Below are 21,550 nucleotides of genomic sequence, written 5' to 3'. Positions count from 1 at the left end.
CGTATCCTGAAAGTGTTCCGGGTAGGAGCAGCAATGACTCAGGATACGTCACTGATACGCGAGGGGGAGTCGCGTGTTACCAGTGATATTTGTTTTTCGATTCCCAATCCTTGAGCTCTTTCTCGGCCTGATCCTTCTGATAGCCATAACGCTCCTGAATCTTACCTACCAGCTGATCACGTTTACCTTCAACGACTGTCAGGTCGTCATCAGTCAGCTTACCCCACTGTTCTTTCACTTTCCCTTTGAACTGCTTCCAGTTACCGTCGGCTTGGTCCTTATTCATAATAAATATCTCCTGTTACCTTGGGTTGTAGAGCTGCACGTTTGTTGGCAGCCCGTCCTTAACACTTCAAAGCTTAGTAGAGAATGCGGATTCGTCTTCCCAAAACAGGGATAAAAACCACTATTAGGATTAATCCAAAGCAGGAAATAACGTGGAATTGAAATCTGTCTGACTGAAAAAGGCCGCTAATTCAGGGCATAGAGGAAGCGAACACGGCATTTTCTTTGAACAGGCAATGAAACGGATAACAGTAAGAAAGAGGATTTTATCGGGAGAGTTTCTGAGTCATGCCTAAAACAACATCGCCCCAAAACGGGACGATGAGATACTGATTTTACAGGCGCGTCAGAGGCGGCCAACGCACCTGCAACGTAGTGCTTAAGCGCTGATTAGATCCAGTCGCCGTTGCGGATAACGCCAACAGCCAGACCTTCAATGCTAAAATTCTGTTCACGCAAATCAACCACAATAGGCTGGAATTCGCTGTTTTCAGGCAACAACTGAACCACGCTGCCCTGTTTCTTCAGGCGCTTGACCGTGACTTCATCATCAATACGTGCAACGACAACCTGACCATTACGGACATCCTGCGTTTTGTGTACTGCCAGCAGATCGCCATCCAGAATACCGATATCACGCATCGACATCCCGCTGACGCGCAGCAGGAAATCCGCACTCGGTTTAAACATGGCCGGATCGACCTGATAATGTCCTTCGATGTGCTGCTGAGCCAGCAGCGGTTCACCGGCAGCAACACGGCCAATCAGCGGTAAACCTTCTTCTTCTTCCATCAGCAGACGAATACCGCGCGAAGCACCGGAAACGATCTCAATAACGCCTTTACGCGCGAGCGCTTTCAGGTGTTCTTCCGCCGCGTTCGGGGAACGGAACCCGAGACGGGACGCAATCTCTGCTCGGGTCGGTGGCATACCGGTGGTGGAGATATGATCGCGAATAAGGTCGTAGACCTCTTGTTGTCTGGTCGTTAAAGCTTTCATTCCGCCCCCTGGTTGTTTATACAGTCTAGCTGTGAGTATATACAGCTAAACGGTCAATGAAAACCTAAGATTGAATAAAAACAGGGCATAACGACAATTCCTGGAATGCAGATTCCAAATCAGAACCATCGCGGCCAAAAGATGCTGACCCAGACAAAAATCGCCAATATGATGGTCAGCAGTACAGCGGCAGAACCGATATCTTTAGCGCGGCCTGACAGAACGTGAAACTCAGGCCCGATGCGGTCAATCGCAGATTCTATGGCACTGTTGAGCAATTCAGTCACACAGACCAGCACGACGGAGCCGATCAGCAAGATACGTTCTATGCTGCTCACATCCAGCCAGAAACTTAATAAAATTAGCGGGATAGTAGCGCTGGCTTCCTGCCGAAAAGCAGCCTCGTTTTGCCATGCGGCCTTGAGGCCTTTCCAGGAATAGCCTGCGGCTTTATAGATGCGGGTAAATCCAGTGACTTGGTTCGCCATTCTGTTACTGATCCTTGAAATATTATCCTGCGGGTTTTGCGCATTTTAGCGGTTTAATGGTATCTCATCACCACAGATCTCGTCTGAGCTTTCTGGTATCCTTGCGGCGAAATGGCTAACAAGAGGCTTCACGTTTTTATGTCAGGTTGGCGTAGACTTTATTACACATTATTGAATTTACCACTCTCATTGCTGGTAAAGAGCAAGGTCATACCTTCAGATCCGGTTACCGAGTTGCATTTAGACCCGACCCGGCCAATTCTGTACGTATTGCCTTATAACTCCAAAGCGGATTTGCTGACATTGCGTGCGCAGTGTCTGGCTCAAAATCTGCCTGATCCCCTTATTCCGCTGGAAATCGACGGAACGCTGCTGCCGAGCCATGTGTTTATTGCCGAAGGCCCGCGCGTTTTCTCCTATTACACGCCCAAGCAGGAATCGGTAAAGCTGTTCCACGATTACCTGGATTTGCACCGTAATAACCCGGATTTAGACATTCAGATGCTGCCCGTATCGGTCATGTTTGGCCGTGCGCCAGGCCGCGAAGGCCACGATACGCCGCATCTGCGCGTGCTGAATGGGATCCAGAAATTCTTCGCCGTGCTGTGGCTGGGCCGCGACAGTTTTGTCCGTTTCTCCAATACCGTTTCGCTGCGTTATATGGCGACCGAGCACGGAACCGACAAAACCATCGCCCAGAAGTTGGCGCGTGTTGCGCGTATGCACTTCTCCCGCCAACGTCTGGCGGCGGTCGGGCCACGTCTGCCGGCGCGCCAGGATTTGTTCAATAAACTGCTGGCATCCAAGGCGATTGAAAAAGCCATTGAGGACGAAGCGCGCAGCAAGAAAATCTCACACGAAAAAGCCCAGCAAAACGCCATCGCCCTGATGGAAGAGATTGCGGCTAACTTCTCGTATGAAGCCGTGCGCCTTTCTGATCGCGTGCTGAGCTGGACGTGGAACCGCCTGTATAAAGGCATCAACGTCAATAACGCGGAGCGTGTGCGTCAGCTTGCGCTCGAAGGACAGGAAATCGTTTATGTGCCCTGCCACCGCAGCCACATGGATTACCTGCTGTTGTCGTATGTGCTTTATCATCAGGGGCTGGTGCCTCCGCACATTGCGGCCGGTATCAATCTGAATTTCTGGCCCGCAGGTCCGATTTTCCGCCGTCTGGGCGCATTCTTCATTCGCCGGACGTTCAAAGGCAACAAACTGTATTCGACAGTGTTTCGCGAATACCTCGGCGAATTATTCAGCCGCGGTTATTCGGTCGAATACTTTGTTGAAGGTGGACGTTCGCGCACCGGGCGTTTACTGGAGCCGAAAACCGGTACGCTCTCAATGACCATTCAGGCCATGCTGCGCGGCGGTTCCCGTCCTATTACTCTGGTGCCGATTTACATTGGTTACGAGCACGTGATGGAAGTGGGTACTTACGCCAAGGAGTTGCGCGGAGCGACCAAAGAGAAAGAAAGCCTGACCCAGATGCTCAACGGTTTACGCAAACTGCGTAACCTTGGTCAGGGTTATGTAAACTTTGGTGAACCGTTGCATCTGACCACGTATCTGAACCAGAACGTGCCAACCTGGCGTGAAGCGATCGACCCTATCGAAGCGCAGCGTCCGAGCTGGCTGACGCCAACGGTTCAGGATCTGGCAGAACAGATTATGGTGCGCATCAACAACTCAGCGGCGGCAAACGCCATGAACCTGTGTTGTACCGCGCTGCTGGCATCGCGTCAGCGTTCATTGACCCGCGAACAGCTGACCGAGCAGATTGATTGTTATCTGCAATTGCTGCGCAACGTGCCGTATAACGCCGATTCGACGGTGCCTGATCTGACTGCCGACCAACTGCTCGATCACGCCCTGAACATGAACAAGTTCCAGGTCGAGAAAGACAATATCGGCGACATCATCGTTCTGCCGCGCGAACAAGCGGTGCTGATGACGTATTACCGCAATAACATCCACCATATGCTGGTTCTGCCGTCGCTGATTTCAAGCATCGTGATGCACCACCGTCATGTGAGTCGTGCTGAGTTGCTGCGTCAGGTCGAACTGATTTATCCGATGCTGAAAGCTGAACTGTTTATGCATTTCGATAAATCGGAACTTCCGCACGTGCTGGATATTCTGACGCTGGAACTGGCGCGTCAGCAGATCATTCATCTGGAAGACGACGAACTGACGCTGAACCCGGCGCGCATCCGCACGCTGCAACTGCTGGCGGCGGGTGTCCGCGAAACGCTGCAACGCTACGCGATTACATTCTCCCTGCTCACCAATAATCCAAGCATCAACCGCGGTGCGCTGGAAAAAGAGAGCCGGATCATGGCGCAGCGTTTATCCGTGCTGCACGGCATTAATGCCCCTGAATTCTTCGACAAAGCGGTATTCTCCACGCTGGTCGGCACACTGCGCGCTGAAGGGTATATCAGCGACAGCGGCGATGCGATTCAGGAACAGACGCGTGAGATTTACAACATGCTCAGCGATCTGATGACGCCGGATATCAAACTCACCATTGAAAGCGCCGGTATGCCTTCTGAGCTGCCTCAGGCGACCGAACCTCCGGCTGAGCCGAAGATGGATGTGCGCGATACCGACCACTGATTGACGTTAAAATCATTGCGGTAATGCCATAAAGCAAAACGCCCGGGCTTATAAAAGACCGGGCGTTTTTTTATTGCCTGAAAGGCTCAGAAGCTGAAAGCAGATAAACTCATCAGGATGCCAAGGAACAGCACCAGCCCCACGTAATTATTCTGGCGAAAAGCAAGGAAGCAGGCATCTCTCTCACGCTTGGCAATCAGCTTTTGCTGGTGAACAAACAGCGCAGCGGCCAGCACTAATGACCACCAGAACGGGGCGCCAAGCTGGGAAAGATGCCCGATAATGCCCATCAGAACCAGCGTTGCCAGCTGCAACAGGCCGATAATCAGCGTGTCAAAACGGCCAAATAAAATCGCCGTGGATTTCACGCCAATTTTTAAATCATCATCACGGTCGACCATCGCGTATTGCGTGTCGTAAGCCACCGTCCAGCAAATATTCGCGATAAACATCAGCCAGCAGCTTAATGGTAACGTCCCGCTGACAGCGGCGTAACCCATCGGAATTGCCCAGCCAAACGCCGCGCCCAGCACAAACTGCGGCAGATTGCTGACCCGCTTAATGAACGGGTAAACCCATGCCAGCGCCAGCCCCGCGAGGGACAGCAAAATGGTCATCCGGTTCAGCGTCAGAACCAAGAGGAAGGACACCAGCACCAGCCCAACAAACAAGATTTTTGCCTGTTTCCCGGTGATCGCACCACTCGGCAGCGGGCGGTTGGCCGTACGTTTTACGTGTCCGTCGAATTTACGGTCCGCATAGTCATTCACCACACAACCCGCCGCGCGCATGAAAAAAACGCCCAGCACGAAGACCAGTAAAATTTTGGCAGAAGGCGCGCCCTCACCGGCCAGCCACAACGCCCAAAGCGTCGGCCACAACAGCAGCAAGGAACCTATCGGCTTATCAATGCGCATCAGGCGGCAGTAATCCCGCCAGGTGCCCTGAGTCATACTTCCTGACACTCTCTGTTCTCCTTGTGGATTGGTTTGGCTCATGCCTCGCCCACTTTGCCCTCAGGGCGGTGAACCGGCGAGTCCGGCAGAAAAATTTCCGTCAAAAGCAGGGGCTTATCCGACAGGCAAAGCCGCGAGCGACGCGCCCATAAACTGCCCTGCTCAGTATTTAATTGTCCCAGATGGATGTAATCACGGGTCAGGTTGTTACCGCTAAACAGATACCGGCCCAGCGGCACCGTGCCTAAATCGACCAGCGCCAGATCCGGCCCTGTCAGCGTTTCTTCCGGGATCACCGTGCGTCCGAGCAGCCAGGGCTCAGCATCGCCAAACAGGATCACTTCGCGAACCCAATAACGGGCGCTTTCCGGCAACTGTTGTGCTTCGCTTTCACCCAGCTCATCACGACGCACAAAACATTCATTTTTCGGTTTCACGGTGACGGTAACACCCTGCTTTTCAAACCGGCGGGTCATGGATCCCATTTCCATCAGCCAGTCAGCAACATCCGCTGGCACGTCATTCGGATCTTGAAACCAATGGATCGGGAGTTGTTCAGGGGAATGGGAATCAGACATCAACGGCTCCATCATGGAGGTATTCATACCTCCAATTAATTATCTGCCTCGCATTCTAACGCATGAATGCAAGGCAGTAATCGCCTCATTTATTCGCGACGCAGACGTTCGCCGTTGGCGAGGTAAAGCGTCACGACGAGGACGAGGATGGCGCAGGCGTAAACCAGTGTGTCGTAAGGACTTTTATGGTCGACGATAATCAGGCGGATAATCGCCGTGATGCCGATATAAATAAAGTAACGCAGCGGGAAGTGATATCCCGACGAAAAGTACTTAATGATCAGCGCAATAAATTCGAAATAGAGGAAGTAAATCACGATGCCCTCTATCAGCAGATACGATGAAGACTGATCGTTATTGACGAACAAAACCATCGCCAGATGGTAGGTTTCGCGCCCGATAAAAATCATCAGAATAACGGCCAGCCCTAATAAGAAAACGTTCAAAATTCGCTGCATGATGACGGAAACCATCGTCGCACGTTTTGATCCTGCCATGTGATCTACATCCCACTTTTGTTATTAATACCCGCAGAATACCACAGAGTCTGTGCCGGAAAAGCGGCATTGAAAAAGGGTCAGCCTGTTGGGGCTAACCCTTTTATTTAGAAATATTTCGACCTGTTCGTCTAAATCATTCGGGCTGGATCAAGGCGGCAAGGGAACGAAGCCCCGAAGCTTACATACGTAAGTGACCGGGGTGAGTTCACGCAGCCAACGCTGAAACAGCCTGAAGGATGACGAGGGATTAGCGCCAGTTTTTGAAGCGGTTGATCAGACCATTGGTCGAGCTGTCGTGGCCGGTCACATCTTCGCTACCTTCCAGTTCAGGAAGAATACGGTTCGCCAGTTGTTTACCCAGTTCCACACCCCATTGGTCGAAGGTGTAGATGTTCAGGATAGCGCCCTGCGTGAAGATTTTGTGCTCGTACATCGCGATCAACGCACCCAGGCTGTATGGCGTGATTTCGCGCAGCAGGATGGAGTTGGTCGGACGGTTACCTTCGAACACTTTGAACGGTGCGACGTGTTTAACGTCTTCCGGTTTTTTACCCTGATCGGCGAATTCTTTCTCGACGACTTCCAGAGATTTACCGAATGCCAGCGCTTCAGTCTGTGCAAAGAAGTTAGACAGCAGTTTCGCGTGGTGATCGCTCAGTGCGTTGTGGCTGACCGCAGGCGCGATGAAGTCACAAGGAACGATTTTGGTGCCCTGGTGAATCAGCTGATAGAACGCGTGCTGGCCGTTGGTACCTGGCTCGCCCCAGATGATCGGGCCAGTCTGGTAATCCACCGGATTGCCGTTACGGTCAACGAATTTACCGTTGGATTCCATGTTGCCTTGCTGGAAGTACGCCGCAAAACGGTGCATGTACTGATCGTAGGGCAGGATAGCTTCGGTTTCAGTGCCGTAGAAATCGTTGTACCAGATACCAATCAGCGCCAGCAGAATCGGCAGGTTTTTCTCAGCCGGGGTATTCGCGAAGTGTTTATCCATCGCGTGAGCGCCACTCAGCAGCTGTTCGAAGTTTTCGAAACCGATGGACAGCGCGATGGACAGGCCAATCGCGGACCACAGTGAATAACGGCCGCCAACCCAGTCCCAAAATTCAAACATGTTGTCGGTGTCGATACCAAATTCGCTGACCGCTTTACCGTTGGTAGACAGCGCAGCGAAGTGTTTCGCCACGTGCTTGTTGTCACCCGCGGTTTTCAGGAACCAGTCACGCGCGCTGTGGGCGTTGGTCATGGTTTCCTGCGTGGTGAAGGTTTTTGATGCCACCAGGAACAGTGTAGTTTCCGGGGACAGGTCTTTCAGCGTTTCGGCGATGTGCGTGCCATCCACGTTGGAGACGAAATGCATATTCAGGTGGTTTTTGTACGGACGCAACGCTTCGGTCACCATGAACGGGCCGAGGTCTGAACCACCGATACCGATGTTCACCACATCCGTAATCGCTTTGCCGGTATAACCTTTCCAGTCGCCACCGATAACGCGCTCAGTGAAGCCTTTGATTTTCGCCAGAACGGCATTCACTTCCGGCATCACATCTTTGCCATCCACCACGATTGGCGTGTTGCTGCGGTTACGCAGGGCAACATGCAGAACGGCGCGGTCTTCAGTGCGGTTGATCTTCTCGCCAGAGAACATCGATTTGATGGCGCCCTGAAGATCAGTTTCTTTGGCCAGCGCCTGCAGTTTGTCCAGCGTCTCTGTCGTAATACGGTTTTTAGAGAAATCGACCAGCATCTGGTCTTCAAAAGTGGCAGAGAACTTGGAGAAACGATCACCATCTTCAGCAAACAGATGGCTAATCTGCACATCTTTCATCGTGTCGAAATGCTGCTGCAGGGCTTGCCAGGCAGCGGTCTGAGTTGGATTGATATTTTTCATAGCAATGCTCTTAGGCTGAGAATAAATATGAGGTAACTGTCCCGATTGTAACCTGTAGTTCCCGAGATGAGATGCCTTTTCTTGCGATAGGTCAGATCTGTTGAATCACAATGACAGAGAACAATATTAGATGACAATCGTTCAAAATGTGGCGTTAGCGCCCTGTTGCCGTTGACAGAAAGGCGAGAACCCGTTATTCCTAAGCACCTAACTCACGCGCGCGTTTGACGCGTGAGCCAGAAGAGGCGCGTCGCCCAGGAAGTGTATCGGAGGAACCGAAATCCTGCGAGGGTACATCAGGGGGAGCGACGCCGAGGTCTGAAGCCTTCGGCAGGCATAAGATCGGCTACAGGGGCTGAATCCCCTGGGTTGTCACCGGGCATCCGTGAGGATGCCGACAAGGTGGAGCGCTTCTGGGTGTATCGTAGCATCTCTACGTCTGCTCCCGTTATCCGCCCTCCCCTTGTGCCAATTCTTAGAGAATTATGGAATCGATGGCCGTCTGGTATGACGACCCTGACACGAGGTTTTACATGAATTACGCAGCATCCCGCAACGCCAACCCGCAGCCTTTGGGCAACGTTATCGTCGCCAAATTCGGCGGCACCAGCGTAGCGGACTTCGACGCCATGAACCGCAGCGCAGATATCGTTCTTGCGCGCCCTGAAGTACGTCTGGTCATTCTCTCCGCCTCCGCGGGCGTCACCAATTTATTAGTCGAGCTGGCCACAGGCAAAGAAACCGAGCGCCGGGTGTTCCTGCTTGATGAAATTCGCCGTATTCAAAACGCCATAATTGACCGCCTCGATAATCCGGCGGTGATCCGTGAAGAAATCGGTCGCATGCTGGAAAATATCGCCATGCTGTCCGAAGCCGCGAGCCTTGCGACTTCCACGGCGCTGACCGACGAACTGGTCAGCCACGGCGAACTGATGTCCACGCTTTTGTTTGTTGAAATCATCCGCCAGCGCAATGTGCCGGTGGAATGGTTCGACGTGCGTAAAGTGATGCACACCAATGATCATTTTGGCCGCGCAGAGCCAGACACTCAGGCGCTGACAGACCTGACACTTCAGCAATTGCAGCCACGTTTACAGGACGCGCTGGTGATAACGCAGGGCTTTATCGGTTCGGAAGGAAAAGGCCGGACCACTACGCTGGGCCGTGGCGGCAGCGACTATACCGCAGCCTTGCTGGGCGAAGCGCTGGGCGCAGTCCGTGTGGATATCTGGACTGACGTGCCGGGAATTTACACCACTGACCCGCGTCTGGTGCCTGCGGCGAAACGTATTGATCGCATTGCGTTTGAAGAAGCGGCTGAAATGGCGACGTTCGGTGCCAAAGTATTGCATCCGGCCACGCTTCTGCCCGCGGTGCGTCGCGGTATTCCGGTGTTTGTCGGCTCCAGCAAGGATCCGTCGGGCGGCGGCACGTTAGTGTGTGACAACACTGAAAATCCGCCGCTGTTCCGTGCCATTGCCCTACGCCGCAGACAAACGCTGGTCACGCTACACAGCCTGACCATGCTGCATTCACGTGGTTTCCTCGCCGACGTGTTTGGCATTCTGGCACGCCACAATATTTCTGTGGATCTGATCACTACATCAGAAGTCAGCGTGGCACTGACGCTCGACACCACCGGTTCAACCTCATCAGACGCCAGTCTGCTGACCACGTCACTGCTGACCGAACTGTCATCGCTGTGTCGCGTGGAAGTCGAAGAAAATCTGGCACTGATTGCAATTATCGGTAACAAATTATCCCAAGCCTGTGGCGTCGGCAAAGAGGTCTTCGGCGTGCTGGATCCATTCAATATCCGCATGATTTGCTACGGCGCAAGCAGCTACAATCTGTGCTTCCTGGTGCCGGGCAGTGATGCCGATCAGGTCGTAAAAACTCTACACCGCAACCTATTCGAATAATATCGGGCGCGGTATCTGAGAAGACCGGGCCTTGTGCCCGGTCTTTTTTTGTCTGTACTTTTGCAAAACAACAAAGACAAGGATCATCCTCAACATGTTAGCCAAAATAACCCGCCTGTTCCCGCTGTGGGCCGTGCTGTTGTCGGTCGCGGCTTACTATTCGCCCGGCACTTTCACACCCATCGGGCCTCACGTTTCGACCCTGCTGATGCTGATTATGTTCGCGATGGGCGTCACGCTGGAGTTCGGTGATTTCAAACGCGTGCTGGCTCGCCCCGCACCGGTCGCAGCAGCAACGTTCCTGCATTATCTGGTCATGCCGCTGGCGGCCTGGGTGCTGGCAAAACTGTTCCATATGCCACCTGATTTGTCCGCCGGGATGATTCTGGTAGGCAGTGTCGCAAGCGGAACCGCATCCAATGTGATGATTTATCTGGCGAAAGGAGATGTCGCGCTTTCCGTGACGATCTCCGCGGTCTCCACGCTGGTCGGCGTTTTTGCCACGCCGTTGCTGACGCGGCTTTATGTCGACACACACATTAAAGTCGATGTCGAAGGCATGCTGCTGAGTATTTTGCAGATCGTGGTTATTCCAATTTTAGCCGGCCTGATTATTCATCATCTGTTTACTAAAACGGTGAAACGCATTGAGCCGCTGCTGCCGCTGTTTTCCATGGTGTGCATCGTCGCAATCATCAGCGCCGTCGTTGCGGGCAGTCAGGGCTTTATCGGTTCTGTCGGTCTGATCGTGATTGTGGCGGTGATCCTGCACAACGGTATCGGCCTGCTGAGCGGTTACTGGGGCGGGAAATTGTTCGGGTTTGACGAGACAACCTGCCGCACGCTGGCGATGGAGGTCGGAATGCAAAACTCAGGTTTAGCCGCCACGCTAGGGAAAATTTACTTCACGCCGCTGGCGGCTTTGCCGGGCGCACTTTTCTCGGTCTGGCACAACCTTTCCGGTTCTTTGCTGGCCGGTTACTGGTCCGGTAAACCGGTTAAAAAAGACTGATAAGCAAAAAAAAACGGGCGCATCGTTCGCGCCCGGTTCATTGTTTGTACCCGATTCAGAAACTCATACCCGCTTCATATCATCGTTATTTTCACGCTGTTCATCTTCCTGTTCGTCCTGATCCAGCACGTTATACGCTACCGCGCAGAACAAGGAGTTAAGACGTTTCATATCGCCCAGCAACCCGAGATGCAGCGAACTGGTTTCGATACTTTGCACGTTATGCTGATGCAGGCGGTCAACGTGTGCGTGCGCATACCGGCGGTCGAGAATGCGGAAACGATGCTTTGAGCGGCGCAAACGGCGCGCGCTGGTCAGGTCGTTCGAGAGGAAGACACCCAGACTCAGACGCAGGTTATCCAGCAATTTTTCGTGCAACGCTTCGAGTTCTACCAACCCTTCCGGCGAGAAAGCACGGCGCGTAGCGTGGGATTTCGCAGTGATATCGCCGGTCATTCGCTCGATAATATCGCCCGCCTGTTCCAGGTTCAGAGCCATTTCGATGATTTCCGCCCATCGGCGTGAATCGTCTTCGCCCAGCCCTTCTTTGTTGATTTGCGCCAGATAGAGTTTGATGGCGGTATACAGCACGTCAACATCGTCATCGAGCCGCCGCACTTCGCGATCCTGCGCCAGTTTTCCGTGCATCACTTCACGGTTGAGGATCAGCATGTGTTCCACCACATCGCCCATGCGCAGCGTTTCGCGTGCCGCATTCGCCAGCGCCAGCGTCGGGGTATCAATCGCGCTGACATCCAGATGGCGCGGGCGCAGACGCGGATCATCTTCCGGCACATCGGCAATCATCAGCTGGCAAACTTTTGCCATCGGTGCCGTCAGCGGCACCATCGCCAGACAGCGGATCAGGTTGTAGAACATGTGGAAATAGATCACCAGCTCTTCGTCTGGAATGCCCAGACGCGCAAGCTGCGTCGAAAGCAGGCCGACAAACGGCAGCACAATTACACAGCCAATCAGCTTGAACAGCGTGCTGCCCAGCGCCACACGACGCCCGGCGGCGTTCATTTTGCTGGCATTGATCATCGCCAGCAGGCCGCTGCCCAGATTGGCGCCGATGACCAGACACAGCGAGACTTTGAGAGAAATCACCCCGGTCGCGGCCAGCGTTGCCGTCAGCAAAACGGCGGCCAGACTGGAGTAACTGATGATGGCGAAAATTGCGCCGGTCAGGGCGTCGAGCATGACGTCGCCGGTCAGCGATGAGAACAACACTTTAACGCCGGATGCCTGCATGATTGGCGTCGCTGCCGCCACAATCAGTTCCAGCGCCAGTAAAATCAGCCCAAGCCCGATACAGACACGCCCGACTTGTCCGGCGCGGGTTTGTTTACGGCTGAGGAAAAAGGCCACGCCGACGAAAATCAGCAGCGGGGAAAGCCAGGAGAGATCGAAGGTCAGGATACGCGCCATCACGGCGGTCCCGACGTCGGCACCGAGAATAATCACCAGCGCGGGCGCGAGCGCAACCAGTCCCTGCGAAACGAACGACGTCACCAGCAACGCCGTAGCATTACTGCTTTGCACCAACGCGGTGACGCCAATACCCGCCACAAAAGCCAGCGGTTTTTTCTCAACGCTGTTGCTCAGAACACGACGCAGATTCGCACCGAAAACGCGCATGATGCCGGTACGCACAATGTGCGTACCCCAAACTAGCAACGATATAGCAGACAGAAGGTGTAAAAGGGTTAACACGAATGCAGAACTCCTGTTATGCCTGGCACAAACCATTGGTGAACGGAATGTTGCCGCTTATTGTATCTTCTTAATCTAACAGATTTAACTGTAGACTACGCGCTTAAGAAGACCACAGGATAGCGAAGCCAAAACTGCAGAGTTAAGAGATATTAAATTTATTATTAAGAATAGCGAAATTGTTAATACAAAGACTGTCATTTAAAATCCGCGCGAAGACATTAACCCCGCCTTTATATTTATTGATTTATATTATTCTCCAGCTCAATGCTATCTCTTTAAATAGTGTGAAATGAAATCATAACGCCATGTATTTATTGTACACCCATAAATTCAACCAACATAATTAAACACGTAAGTCGGGGAGATATTTCACATCAGGAACGACAAAACTCATCAATAAACAACCCGTTGATTATTGAAAGAAATCCCGCCCCCCCTTAAATACTCAAGGTAATGGATTATGAAGTACGACTTATTGGTTGGCGTAATATCGCTCTGTATATTTGACGCTGAAGCCGGTGTCATGAATGAAAACATTCCTGTTCAGGAGTACCGGGATTTTGCCGAAAACATCGGGAAATACAAACCCGGCGCAGAAAACGTAGAAGTATTTAATATTGATGGCACTTCTGCCGGATTTCTGCCTTTTTCTATCCCCGACTTTTCCAGCGCATCGAAAAACGGTTATACCACGCTCATCGCCAGTAGCTATGTCACAACCGTTAAGCATAACGGATGGTACGAGAACACCAACTTTGCTACCGGCGCAAAATACAGCAACGATTATCTTGTTATTAATTACAATAATCATCCCTCCGAAGATTTTAGCGCCGCGCGTCTAAATAAAGTCGTTACTGAAGTCGCCCCGGTCGAAATGGTTGATCCCGCAGATGTTTACGATAAGAGAAATACAGGACGCTATACCTATTTTGCTCGTGTGGGTGCTGGCTACCAATATCAGATTGATTCGACAGGACAGCATCTGAATTTACTGACACCCAATCCTTACGCATGGAAAAGTGCAGGGACATTAAAACCATCTCAAATATCCCAAAATGGCATCACATGGGTTAACAATGATACAAGCTCCCCTTTAGATATTGCCGGTAACTCCGGGGACAGTGGCAGCCAGATTCTGGTTTATGACAATGTTGATAAGAAATGGAAAATGTATGGAGTTCTCACCTCCGGGATCTTGGTTGAAAATGGTGCGACGCATACCTCAAAAACGAATGCATTAGCGCTTCAGACCGACTTCATTAACAGTATATTTGACCAAAATACCGATCCGGATGTGACTGATGTCGCCGCCAGTGGCGATATACACTGGACCGGCACAGGCGCTGTGGGCGATATCGTTCAGGGGGATTCCGTCTGGAAATGGCACGGCGCTGACCCGGATTTACCCGGGCAGTTTATTCTTACCATAGACAAGATTATCGCCGGAGATGTCGGAACGGATGTTCGCAACCCCTCTATGGATGCCTCGAAAGATTTGCGTTTCAACGGTGATGGCGGCCTGATTGTACTGGATGCCAGCGTTGATCAGGGCGCGGGTAAACTGCAGTTCTCCAATGACTATCGCGTGGTTTCCGCTGAAGGTGCAGGAAACACCTGGATGGGCGGCGGAATTGAAGTTGACGCCAGCAAAACCGTCGACTGGCAAGTTAAAGGCGTAGCGGGAGACAGCCTGCATAAAATCGGGGCGGGCACTCTGTATGTTAACGCCACCGGTGACAACGCCGGCTCATTAAATGTCGGTGACGGAACGGTCGTACTTGCCCAACAAGACGACAGCGCAGGACACCATCAGGCATTTTCATCGGTAACGATTGTGAGTGGTCGCCCTACGGTACAACTGGGCGGTGAAAGTCAGGTCGCCCCCGACCAGATTTTCTTTGGTTATCGTGGCGGAGTGCTGGATCTCAACGGTTATGACATGAGTTTCACGGCGATTAACCACAGTGATGCCGGTGCCACAATCATAAACGCCAACGGGAATGACAGTTCAACCCTGACGCTGGCGAATACAAAATCCGATACTTTCCTGGGCCAGCTGGGATCCCCTGATAATCCGCAGGGAATGAACGCGATTTTGAATTCGACAAAAAGCACGAATAACTATTCCCTGACGGGCGGTGCGTATCTTAATGATTTTACAGTACTCAACGGCGGCCTGATGCTTGCTGGAAAGCAAACACCTCATGCAGGGGGCGCTATCTTCAGTAATGACTGGATAGACGAAACCTATCAGATCACCACGTTAAACCTAAATCAGGGCGGACTTCTCACCCTGGGAGAACATGGAACGCTCGAATCTGATATGACGCTTGCCGAAAATTCTGCATTACAAATGCACAGCCGCAGCACGCTCGCCGGAAATGTAATGCTGAGAGATAACGCCAGATTGTCCATTATCGCCGGTGACGCCAGCGATAAAAGTACCGTCGGTGCTGCAAACGCCATCATTACCGCTGCACTGGAAGGGACAGGCAGCCTGATTAAAGACGGCTGGGGTACACTTCTGATGTACAGCGATAACACGTTTTCCGGCGGCACGACAGTTAAGAATGGCGATTTTGTGCTGGAAGGTTCACTGACTTCAGCGCTGACACTGGAAAACGGCACTTCATTTTCCGGCAATGCCAGCATCGCTGATCTGATTCTGAAAGATAATGTCGTGCTGGCTCCACATTATGATCACGTTCAGGCCGCCACAGACAGCATTAACCCTGCGACAATGCGGGTTAACGGGAATCTGTCCGCGGGTGATAATGATGTGATCAACCTGCGCGCCAGACTGAATACCGATGATTTACAGTATGACCGTCTGCTCATAGACGGCGATGTCATTTCTGCTGGCAAGCCGATCTCGGTCTCCGTCACACCCGATGGCAGTGGGATATTCACCGACAGCGATAACGATGGCGTAGCAGATAATCAGGAAGGGATTTCCCTGATTCAGGTTGGCGGGAATGCCGGTAAAAATACCTTTGCGCTGGCGGGAGAATACGTCGCAAGGGGCGCATATGCCTATACGCTCTACGCTTTTGCTCCGGGTCGGAGCTCAGCAGTTCAGCGTGCCGTTGCAGGTTCCGGAGGTCAGTACTGGGACTACCGCCTGCAAAACAGAATGCTCAGTGAGAACGACAATAATGAGCCGACAGCCGATCCCATTCCTGATCCCGATGACGGCGGTACAACACCAATTCCTGATCCCGATGACGGCGGTACAACGCCAATTCCTGATCCCGATGACGGCGGCACAACGCCAATTCCTGACCCCGATGGCGGCGGCACAACGCCAATTCCTGACCCCGATGGCGGCGGTACAACACCAATACCTGATCCCGATGACAGCGGCATAGCCCCGACACCTGAAAATAGTGATAGCCGCTCTGCGGTAACGCCACAGGTGCCTTCATATTTGTCCCTGCCGTCGGCGTTACTCAGTTACAGCAGCCGTCTGAACACCAGTTTCCATGATCAGGCTCTTCTGCTGGACGATAAGAGGGTTAACATTTTCTTCCAGTATCTCAACGGGGAAGATACGTATCACTCCGGGCTAAGCTTTAAAAATTACGGTTACGACTACAAACAAAAACAGGAAGGCTGGTTGTTTGGCGGCAAAGTGTTGCAACTCGGGGACGAAACGCAGTCCCTCGGGCTGAATTTCGGGCTTTCCCGTGCAGAGCTGGACATAACGCCGGATGCGGCAGATGGTGACAGCAAAATGCACTACACCGCCTGGGGGCTGTCAACACTACTCGTTTACAAGCAGAACGACGGTCTACTGGCTGAGTGGGAACTGGACGCTGCGAAATATGATGGCACAGTTTCTACAGATCTTCGTGGTGGCGATGTGGCTGATATTAATGCCAAATCCTTGGGGACCACGCTGGATTTAGGCTACCAGTTCACTTTTGGGCAGCATCAGCTCACGCCTCTCATTGGTGCCGGAGTTCAGTACCTGAAAGTCGATGATTTTACTGATGTTGATGGTGCTCATATTGATTACGGCAATATCGTACGCCCTACCGGTCATATCGGCCTGAGGTATCGCTATGACTGGGACAGTTTGCATGCCGGGAAATGGGCAATTATTGCGAGTACACGTTTGTATAAAGACTTCAGTAATGACGAAACCGTCGCCATTGGGGATGTACATAGTGCCGAATCCAGTGATTTCTCAACGGGTGTGCCGGGAAGCGCAGCTCTGCTGGATGTCGGGCTGGTGAATACGCTTTTGCCGAATGTCTCTCTGAGCGTCGGCGGGCAATATCAGAAACGTCTGGAGGAAGAAGGAATTGATTACTGGCAGGTCACGACCGGCGTCAGAATCAGCTTTTAAATAACGATTCAGAAACCGGTGCTGCGTCAAGATTTCCCCGCCTGTTTAATAAAGCAGGTGGGGAAACTCAGGTTTAAAAGGGCTTAATGCCAGGCATAAATCGGCCATCCTTCCTGTTGTGCGTGCCGGAGCAGGATAGCATCCGGGTTCACTGCGACGGGGTATCCGACGCGGTTCAGTAACGGCAAATCATTGTGAGAATCCGAATAGAAACGGGCTTCCTGTAACAAGGTTTCGTCCTGATTGATGAGATGCAGCAACCGCGAAACTTTGCCTTCGCGATAGGTCATCGTCCCCTGCGTGGCGCCGGTAAAGCGCCCGTCTAATATTTCAACACCAATCGCCAGCGTTTCATCAACACCGAGGAAACGGGCAATCGGCCTTACCAAATGTTCGCCGGACGCGGAAATAATCACCGTCCGGTCGCCCTGAGCGCGATGAGCGGCCAGACAGTCGCGCGCCTGCGTATAAATACGCGGAGCAATCACATCCTGAATGTAATTTGCGACCATTGCCGCGACGTCACTTTCACGGCGATCAATCAGCGGCACCAGAGTACAACGCATGTACTCCTGCATATCCATCTTGCCGACCGCATATTGCTGCATCAGCGCGGCATCTTGTTGCAGGAAAGCCTGCTCATCGGCCACCCAGCCTTTTGCCACCATGTAGGCTGACCACAAGCTGGAACAGTCGCCGCTAATCAGGGTTTCATCGAGGTCAAACAGCGCCAGTTTCATGCAACTTCCCGTAATGTAACAAGATCTAACTGTAGACCAATATCGCTGCCATCGGCGCGAAGTGAGGCAACAGAACGGTTTAAGACATCCACAGAAAGCTCGACGCCGTGCGCTAAAACGCGATACCGCACAACATTGCCCAGCAGACTATGGCTGAGAATTTTAGCCGGAATGCCCTGTCCGGCCGTGCAAATGGTCACGGACTCCGGACGAATGGCAACACGGCCAGTGTACGCCAGGCCTGTCAGCGCCAGCGCCTGTTCAGCACTCAGCAAATTATAGCTGCCAATAAAACCAGCGGCGAAAGCATCGACCGGCTCAGTATACAGGGTTTCGGCATCGGCATTTTGGACGATTTGTCCTTTGTTCATCAGCACAATCCGGTCTGACATAGTCAGGGCTTCTTCCTGATCGTGCGTCACGAAAATGGCGGTGAGGTTCATTTCTCGTTGGATCCGCCGAATTTGTTCGCGTAAATGCTTGCGGATACGGGCATCCAGCGCCGACAGCGGTTCATCAAGCAATAAGAGGCGAGGTTGTGTCACCAGCGAACGCGCCAGCGCCACACGCTGACACTGACCGCCGGAAAGCTGATGCGGATAGCGTTTGGCGTAATCGTTCATTTCCACCAGTTCCAGCACTTCGCCCACGCGGCGATGCACTTCGGAAACGGGTATCTTCTGCATTTTCAGGCCGAACGCAACGTTGGCTTCCACCGTCATATTGGGAAAAAGCGCATAGCTCTGAAAAACCATGCCGATCCCGCGCTGTTGCGGTGGCAGCGGCACGATGTCCTGCCCCTGAATCAGAATTTTGCCACTGTCGACGGACGTCAGACCGGCCAGACAGCGCAGCAGCGTAGACTTCCCGCAGCCACTCGGCCCCAGCAGCGTCACGAATTCCCCTTCTTTTGCGGAGAAATCGATGTTGTTGAAAATCTGAGTCGGGCCGTAAGACTTGTTAAGTTGAGTGACCTGCAAATACGACATAATCAGCTCTTTCCTTTGTTCAGCATGTTTGCCACCCAGGTGAAAATCAGGACGACCATGAAATACGAGATAACCAGTGCGCTGGTGAAATGGCCGCTGCCATTTCGCATGTTATAGAGATAAACCTGAACCGTTTCGTAACGACTGCCCGCCAGCAGATTGGCGAAAACAAACTCCCCAATCAGGAAGGAAAACGACAGCAATACGGCGATGGTTCCGCCCTTGCGTAAGTTCGGCAACACCACGAGTAGCGCGGCTTTCCAGGTGCTGGCCCCGAGTAAATGTGCGGCGTCCATCAGGTCACGCAGGTTTATTGCCTGCATGTTGTTGGAGATGGCGCGGTAGATAAACGGCAGCGCTATCGTGAAATAACAGCCGATCAGGATCCACGGCGTTCCAGTCAGTGCAAGAGGCCCGCCAGAATAGAGCTGCATCAGGCCGACGGATGAAACGACCGGCGGCACGGCAAACGGCAACAGAATGAGAATATTCATCAGCGCGTCGAGCTTCGGGAAATAGTAAGCAATCACAAACATAAGCGGCAGTATCAGTACCAGCGACAGGAAAAGCGTGCCGAAACAGATCAGCAGAGAATGCCAGAGCGCAATCAGGAAGCGCGGATCGCTCCACAACTCCACCAGCCATTTGAGCGTGAAACCGCTCGGCAAAATTGTGGCACCCCATTCCTGCACCAGCGCATAAACCAGCGTCGCCAGCAGCGGCAGCATCAAAACAATCAACAAAATCCAGATCACCACACGGTGGTAAATCGCTTCAGATCGCGACATCTCACGTTCCTTTTTTGGCAATCAGCTATGCTGACTGAGATAGCTTTTGCGCAATAACCACTGATGAATCAGCGTGATAAAGGCCATCAGCACCACCAGCAACATCGCCAGCGCACTCCCCATATTCGGGTCGAGGGAAATATCACCCGACACCAGCGCGGCGATACGAACCGGCACCACGTTGAAGTTACCGGTGGTCAGCGCGTACACCGTGGCGTAAGCGCCGAGGGCGTTGGCCAGCAAAATGACGAAAGTCCCCAGCAGCGCCGGAAACAAAACCGGTATGCCGATGTGCCGCCAGTAACTCCAGCGCCCGGCGCCCAGCAATGCAGCCGATTCACGCCAGTCTTCGCGCAACGCATCAAAGGCCGGATACATCAGCAAAACGCCGAGAGGGATCTGAAAATAGGTGTAGAGCACAATCAGCCCGTCTTTCGAATACAGGTCAAAATGCTCCATCAGGCCGTATTTACGCAGCAATAACGTCAGGCATCCGTTCAGACCGAGCAAGATGACGAAGGCAAAAGCCAGCGGCACGCCTGCAAAGTTGCTGGTCATGTTAGTAAAGGACATTACGAAATCATGAAGCTTTGTCGGGCCTAGCTGGCGAAGTGAGTAACTGCCCACTAACGCAATAATCAAACCGTACAAACTCGACCAGATTGAGATATCCAGCGAGAAGCGCATGGCCTGTAAATAAAACGGAGAGGTCAGAATGTCGGTGTAATTACCCAGCCCCCAGGCTTCATAGGTTTCGCTGTAAAAACTGCTCACCGCAATCCAGGCCAGCGGCGCCAGCTGGAAAGCGATGAAAAACACCAGGAACGGCAAAATAAACAGCGCCGCAATCCACTTACCTTTCATCGGGGATCCTTTAAAAGTGAGGGAGTTCAGGCCAGTAATGCCGCGCAGTGTGGCTTATCGTGGGCAATATTGAGGATCTGACAAACCGTGCCGCACAGCTCAGTTTGCAGGGGTTCGGCGTCTCTCAGGCTGAACGCGCTACCAAAAACAAAAAGCGGCACCTGACGCTCTTCCGCCAAAATCCCGCCGTGACTGCGGTCATCGTTCATTCCGTGGTCGGCGGTAACAATCACCTGATAACCTGCTTCCAGCCAGTCGCCCAAATATTGCGAAAGAATGCCATCCGCTGTGCGCGCTTTGTTGCGGTATTGCGGCGTCGAAAGCCCGAATTTGTGGCCCGCATCATCAATGTTCATCGGGTGGATCAGCAGGAAATCCGGGTCATGACGACGGCGCAGACTTTCCGCATCATCGAATAAATGCGAATCAGGATAAGCGTCATCGTAATAAAAATGACCGTGCTGAATAACCAGGGATTCATCGCTGGTATGACGGTCACGCGGCGGATCAAATGGCGTGCGGTTATACAGCTCGCTGACCCAGTGATAGGCCGCGGCAGCCGTCGTCAGACCGGCGTCGCGGGCATAATGAAAAATACTACGTTGTGTCGATAAACGGTCAACGTGGTTATGAACGATGCCGCTTTCTACCGGCGTGATACCGGTGAGAATGCATTCGTAAAGCGGCCGGGACAGCGAGGGCAGTTCGCATTCCAGTTGATACAAACGCCCGCGCCCTGCGGCACATTGCGCCTGTAAATATCCCATTGCGTCTTGGGCCACCTGATAATTGAGGCCGTCGAGTACTACCAGAATGCTTTTCATTACACTTTGCCTTTCTTGCAGG

The 21,550-nt window shown here is 52.6% G+C and carries 17 protein-coding genes and 1 riboswitch; of the genes, 4 read left to right on the top strand and 13 right to left on the bottom strand.

Annotation, left to right across the window (positions count from 1 at the left end; translation table 11 throughout):
- Positions 1-76 precede the first annotated feature (76 nt).
- The 3 genes from ACLBVC_RS21700 to ACLBVC_RS21690 all read right to left on the bottom strand — a co-directional run bounded on the left by ACLBVC_RS21700 (position 77) and on the right by ACLBVC_RS21690 (position 1,772).
- Entirely contained in the window at positions 77-286 is a 210-nt protein-coding gene (locus ACLBVC_RS21700; protein WP_101074856.1) for a CsbD family protein, read from the bottom strand.
- Between the two features lie 389 nt (positions 287-675).
- Positions 676-1,284 carry a transcriptional repressor LexA gene (gene lexA / locus ACLBVC_RS21695; protein ID WP_047605531.1) on the bottom strand — a complete coding sequence of 203 codons (609 nt, stop codon included), beginning with the start codon at positions 1,282-1,284 and terminating at the stop codon, positions 676-678.
- A gap of 119 nt (positions 1,285-1,403) precedes the next feature.
- Complete coding sequence (locus ACLBVC_RS21690) at positions 1,404-1,772, bottom strand: diacylglycerol kinase (protein ID WP_410151342.1); 369 nt, start codon at positions 1,770-1,772, stop codon at positions 1,404-1,406.
- Between the two features lie 138 nt (positions 1,773-1,910).
- Here ACLBVC_RS21690 and plsB point away from each other — a divergent pair, with 138 nt between their 5' ends.
- A complete protein-coding gene (gene plsB, locus ACLBVC_RS21685) occupies positions 1,911-4,391 on the top strand; it encodes a glycerol-3-phosphate 1-O-acyltransferase PlsB (protein ID WP_410151341.1) in 2,481 nt (826 codons plus the stop codon).
- An 86-nt stretch (positions 4,392-4,477) separates the two neighbouring features.
- Here the strand turns inward: plsB and ubiA are convergent, their stop codons facing one another.
- From ubiA to pgi, 4 genes are all read right to left on the bottom strand, one after another.
- Positions 4,478-5,356: a 4-hydroxybenzoate octaprenyltransferase gene (gene ubiA, locus ACLBVC_RS21680; RefSeq protein WP_410151340.1), complete on the bottom strand. Its 879-nt coding sequence runs from the start codon at positions 5,354-5,356 to the stop codon at positions 4,478-4,480.
- A 29-nt stretch (positions 5,357-5,385) separates the two neighbouring features.
- The gene (ubiC, locus tag ACLBVC_RS21675; RefSeq protein ID WP_410151339.1) at positions 5,386-5,925 is read right to left on the bottom strand and encodes a chorismate lyase; all 540 of its coding nucleotides are present in this window, start codon (positions 5,923-5,925) and stop codon (positions 5,386-5,388) included.
- A gap of 89 nt (positions 5,926-6,014) precedes the next feature.
- Entirely contained in the window at positions 6,015-6,422 is a 408-nt protein-coding gene (gene psiE, locus ACLBVC_RS21670) for a phosphate-starvation-inducible protein PsiE (RefSeq protein WP_195816329.1), read from the bottom strand.
- 250 nt (positions 6,423-6,672) lie between these two features.
- Entirely contained in the window at positions 6,673-8,319 is a 1,647-nt protein-coding gene (gene pgi / locus ACLBVC_RS21665) for a glucose-6-phosphate isomerase (RefSeq protein ID WP_410151338.1), read from the bottom strand.
- A gap of 232 nt (positions 8,320-8,551) precedes the next feature.
- Positions 8,552-8,740: riboswitch (Lysine riboswitch) on the top strand.
- A 112-nt stretch (positions 8,741-8,852) separates the two neighbouring features.
- On the opposite strand from pgi, the gene lysC reads away from it, so the two are divergent.
- Complete coding sequence (gene lysC / locus ACLBVC_RS21660) at positions 8,853-10,241, top strand: lysine-sensitive aspartokinase 3 (RefSeq protein ID WP_410151337.1); 1,389 nt, start codon at positions 8,853-8,855, stop codon at positions 10,239-10,241.
- A gap of 94 nt (positions 10,242-10,335) precedes the next feature.
- A complete protein-coding gene (gene panS, locus ACLBVC_RS21655) occupies positions 10,336-11,253 on the top strand; it encodes a ketopantoate/pantoate/pantothenate transporter PanS (RefSeq protein WP_195816332.1) in 918 nt (305 codons plus the stop codon).
- A 63-nt stretch (positions 11,254-11,316) separates the two neighbouring features.
- Here panS and ACLBVC_RS21650 read toward each other — a convergent pair whose 3' ends face one another.
- The gene (locus ACLBVC_RS21650; protein ID WP_410151336.1) at positions 11,317-12,969 is read right to left on the bottom strand and encodes a Na/Pi cotransporter family protein; all 1,653 of its coding nucleotides are present in this window, start codon (positions 12,967-12,969) and stop codon (positions 11,317-11,319) included.
- A 463-nt stretch (positions 12,970-13,432) separates the two neighbouring features.
- On the opposite strand from ACLBVC_RS21650, the gene ACLBVC_RS21645 reads away from it, so the two are divergent.
- Complete coding sequence (locus tag ACLBVC_RS21645) at positions 13,433-17,323, top strand: S6 family peptidase (RefSeq protein WP_410151335.1); 3,891 nt, start codon at positions 13,433-13,435, stop codon at positions 17,321-17,323.
- Positions 17,324-17,406: 83 nt separating this feature from the next.
- On the opposite strand, the gene ACLBVC_RS21640 is transcribed toward ACLBVC_RS21645, so the two are convergent.
- The 5 genes from ACLBVC_RS21640 to ACLBVC_RS21620 are packed head-to-tail and all read right to left on the bottom strand — an operon-like array spanning position 17,407 to position 21,528.
- Complete coding sequence (locus ACLBVC_RS21640) at positions 17,407-18,063, bottom strand: HAD family hydrolase (RefSeq protein WP_410151334.1); 657 nt, start codon at positions 18,061-18,063, stop codon at positions 17,407-17,409.
- The gene (locus ACLBVC_RS21635) at positions 18,060-19,052 is read right to left on the bottom strand and encodes an ABC transporter ATP-binding protein (protein WP_410151333.1); all 993 of its coding nucleotides are present in this window, start codon (positions 19,050-19,052) and stop codon (positions 18,060-18,062) included. The genes ACLBVC_RS21640 and ACLBVC_RS21635 overlap by 4 nt, the downstream gene beginning before the upstream one ends.
- A 2-nt stretch (positions 19,053-19,054) precedes the next feature.
- On the bottom strand, positions 19,055-19,840 hold the full coding sequence (locus tag ACLBVC_RS21630; RefSeq protein ID WP_410151332.1) for an ABC transporter permease: 786 nt from the start codon (positions 19,838-19,840) through the stop codon (positions 19,055-19,057).
- Positions 19,841-19,861: 21 nt separating this feature from the next.
- Positions 19,862-20,704 carry an ABC transporter permease gene (locus ACLBVC_RS21625; RefSeq protein WP_410151331.1) on the bottom strand — a complete coding sequence of 281 codons (843 nt, stop codon included), beginning with the start codon at positions 20,702-20,704 and terminating at the stop codon, positions 19,862-19,864.
- Positions 20,705-20,730: 26 nt separating this feature from the next.
- Positions 20,731-21,528 carry an alkaline phosphatase family protein gene (locus ACLBVC_RS21620; protein ID WP_410151330.1) on the bottom strand — a complete coding sequence of 266 codons (798 nt, stop codon included), beginning with the start codon at positions 21,526-21,528 and terminating at the stop codon, positions 20,731-20,733.
- Positions 21,529-21,550: the final 22 nt, after the last annotated feature.

This window comes from Rahnella selenatireducens (genome assembly GCF_046449555.1).
GTDB classification, from domain to species: Bacteria; Pseudomonadota; Gammaproteobacteria; order Enterobacterales; family Enterobacteriaceae; genus Rahnella; species Rahnella selenatireducens.
Note: the sequence above shows the minus strand (reverse complement) of the source record. Positions and strands in the feature narration are given on the sequence as shown.

What these genes read in the sequence shown, in the direction of transcription:
- ubiC (WP_410151339.1), bottom strand. Translation starts at nt 5,925, where the DNA reads ATGTCTGATTCCCATTCCCCTGAACAACTCCCGATCCATTGGTTTCAA.
- ACLBVC_RS21630 (WP_410151332.1), bottom strand. Translation starts at nt 19,840, where the DNA reads ATGTCGCGATCTGAAGCGATTTACCACCGTGTGGTGATCTGGATTTTG.
- ACLBVC_RS21700 (WP_101074856.1), bottom strand. Translation starts at nt 286, where the DNA reads ATGAATAAGGACCAAGCCGACGGTAACTGGAAGCAGTTCAAAGGGAAA.
- ACLBVC_RS21625 (WP_410151331.1), bottom strand. Translation starts at nt 20,704, where the DNA reads ATGAAAGGTAAGTGGATTGCGGCGCTGTTTATTTTGCCGTTCCTGGTG.
- lexA (WP_047605531.1), bottom strand. Translation starts at nt 1,284, where the DNA reads ATGAAAGCTTTAACGACCAGACAACAAGAGGTCTACGACCTTATTCGC.
- psiE (WP_195816329.1), bottom strand. Translation starts at nt 6,422, where the DNA reads ATGGCAGGATCAAAACGTGCGACGATGGTTTCCGTCATCATGCAGCGA.
- ACLBVC_RS21640 (WP_410151334.1), bottom strand. Translation starts at nt 18,063, where the DNA reads ATGAAACTGGCGCTGTTTGACCTCGATGAAACCCTGATTAGCGGCGAC.
- pgi (WP_410151338.1), bottom strand. Translation starts at nt 8,319, where the DNA reads ATGAAAAATATCAATCCAACTCAGACCGCTGCCTGGCAAGCCCTGCAG.
- ACLBVC_RS21635 (WP_410151333.1), bottom strand. Translation starts at nt 19,052, where the DNA reads ATGTCGTATTTGCAGGTCACTCAACTTAACAAGTCTTACGGCCCGACT.
- plsB (WP_410151341.1), top strand. Translation starts at nt 1,911, where the DNA reads ATGTCAGGTTGGCGTAGACTTTATTACACATTATTGAATTTACCACTC.
- ACLBVC_RS21645 (WP_410151335.1), top strand. Translation starts at nt 13,433, where the DNA reads ATGAAGTACGACTTATTGGTTGGCGTAATATCGCTCTGTATATTTGAC.
- panS (WP_195816332.1), top strand. Translation starts at nt 10,336, where the DNA reads ATGTTAGCCAAAATAACCCGCCTGTTCCCGCTGTGGGCCGTGCTGTTG.
- lysC (WP_410151337.1), top strand. Translation starts at nt 8,853, where the DNA reads ATGAATTACGCAGCATCCCGCAACGCCAACCCGCAGCCTTTGGGCAAC.
- ACLBVC_RS21620 (WP_410151330.1), bottom strand. Translation starts at nt 21,528, where the DNA reads ATGAAAAGCATTCTGGTAGTACTCGACGGCCTCAATTATCAGGTGGCC.
- ACLBVC_RS21690 (WP_410151342.1), bottom strand. Translation starts at nt 1,772, where the DNA reads ATGGCGAACCAAGTCACTGGATTTACCCGCATCTATAAAGCCGCAGGC.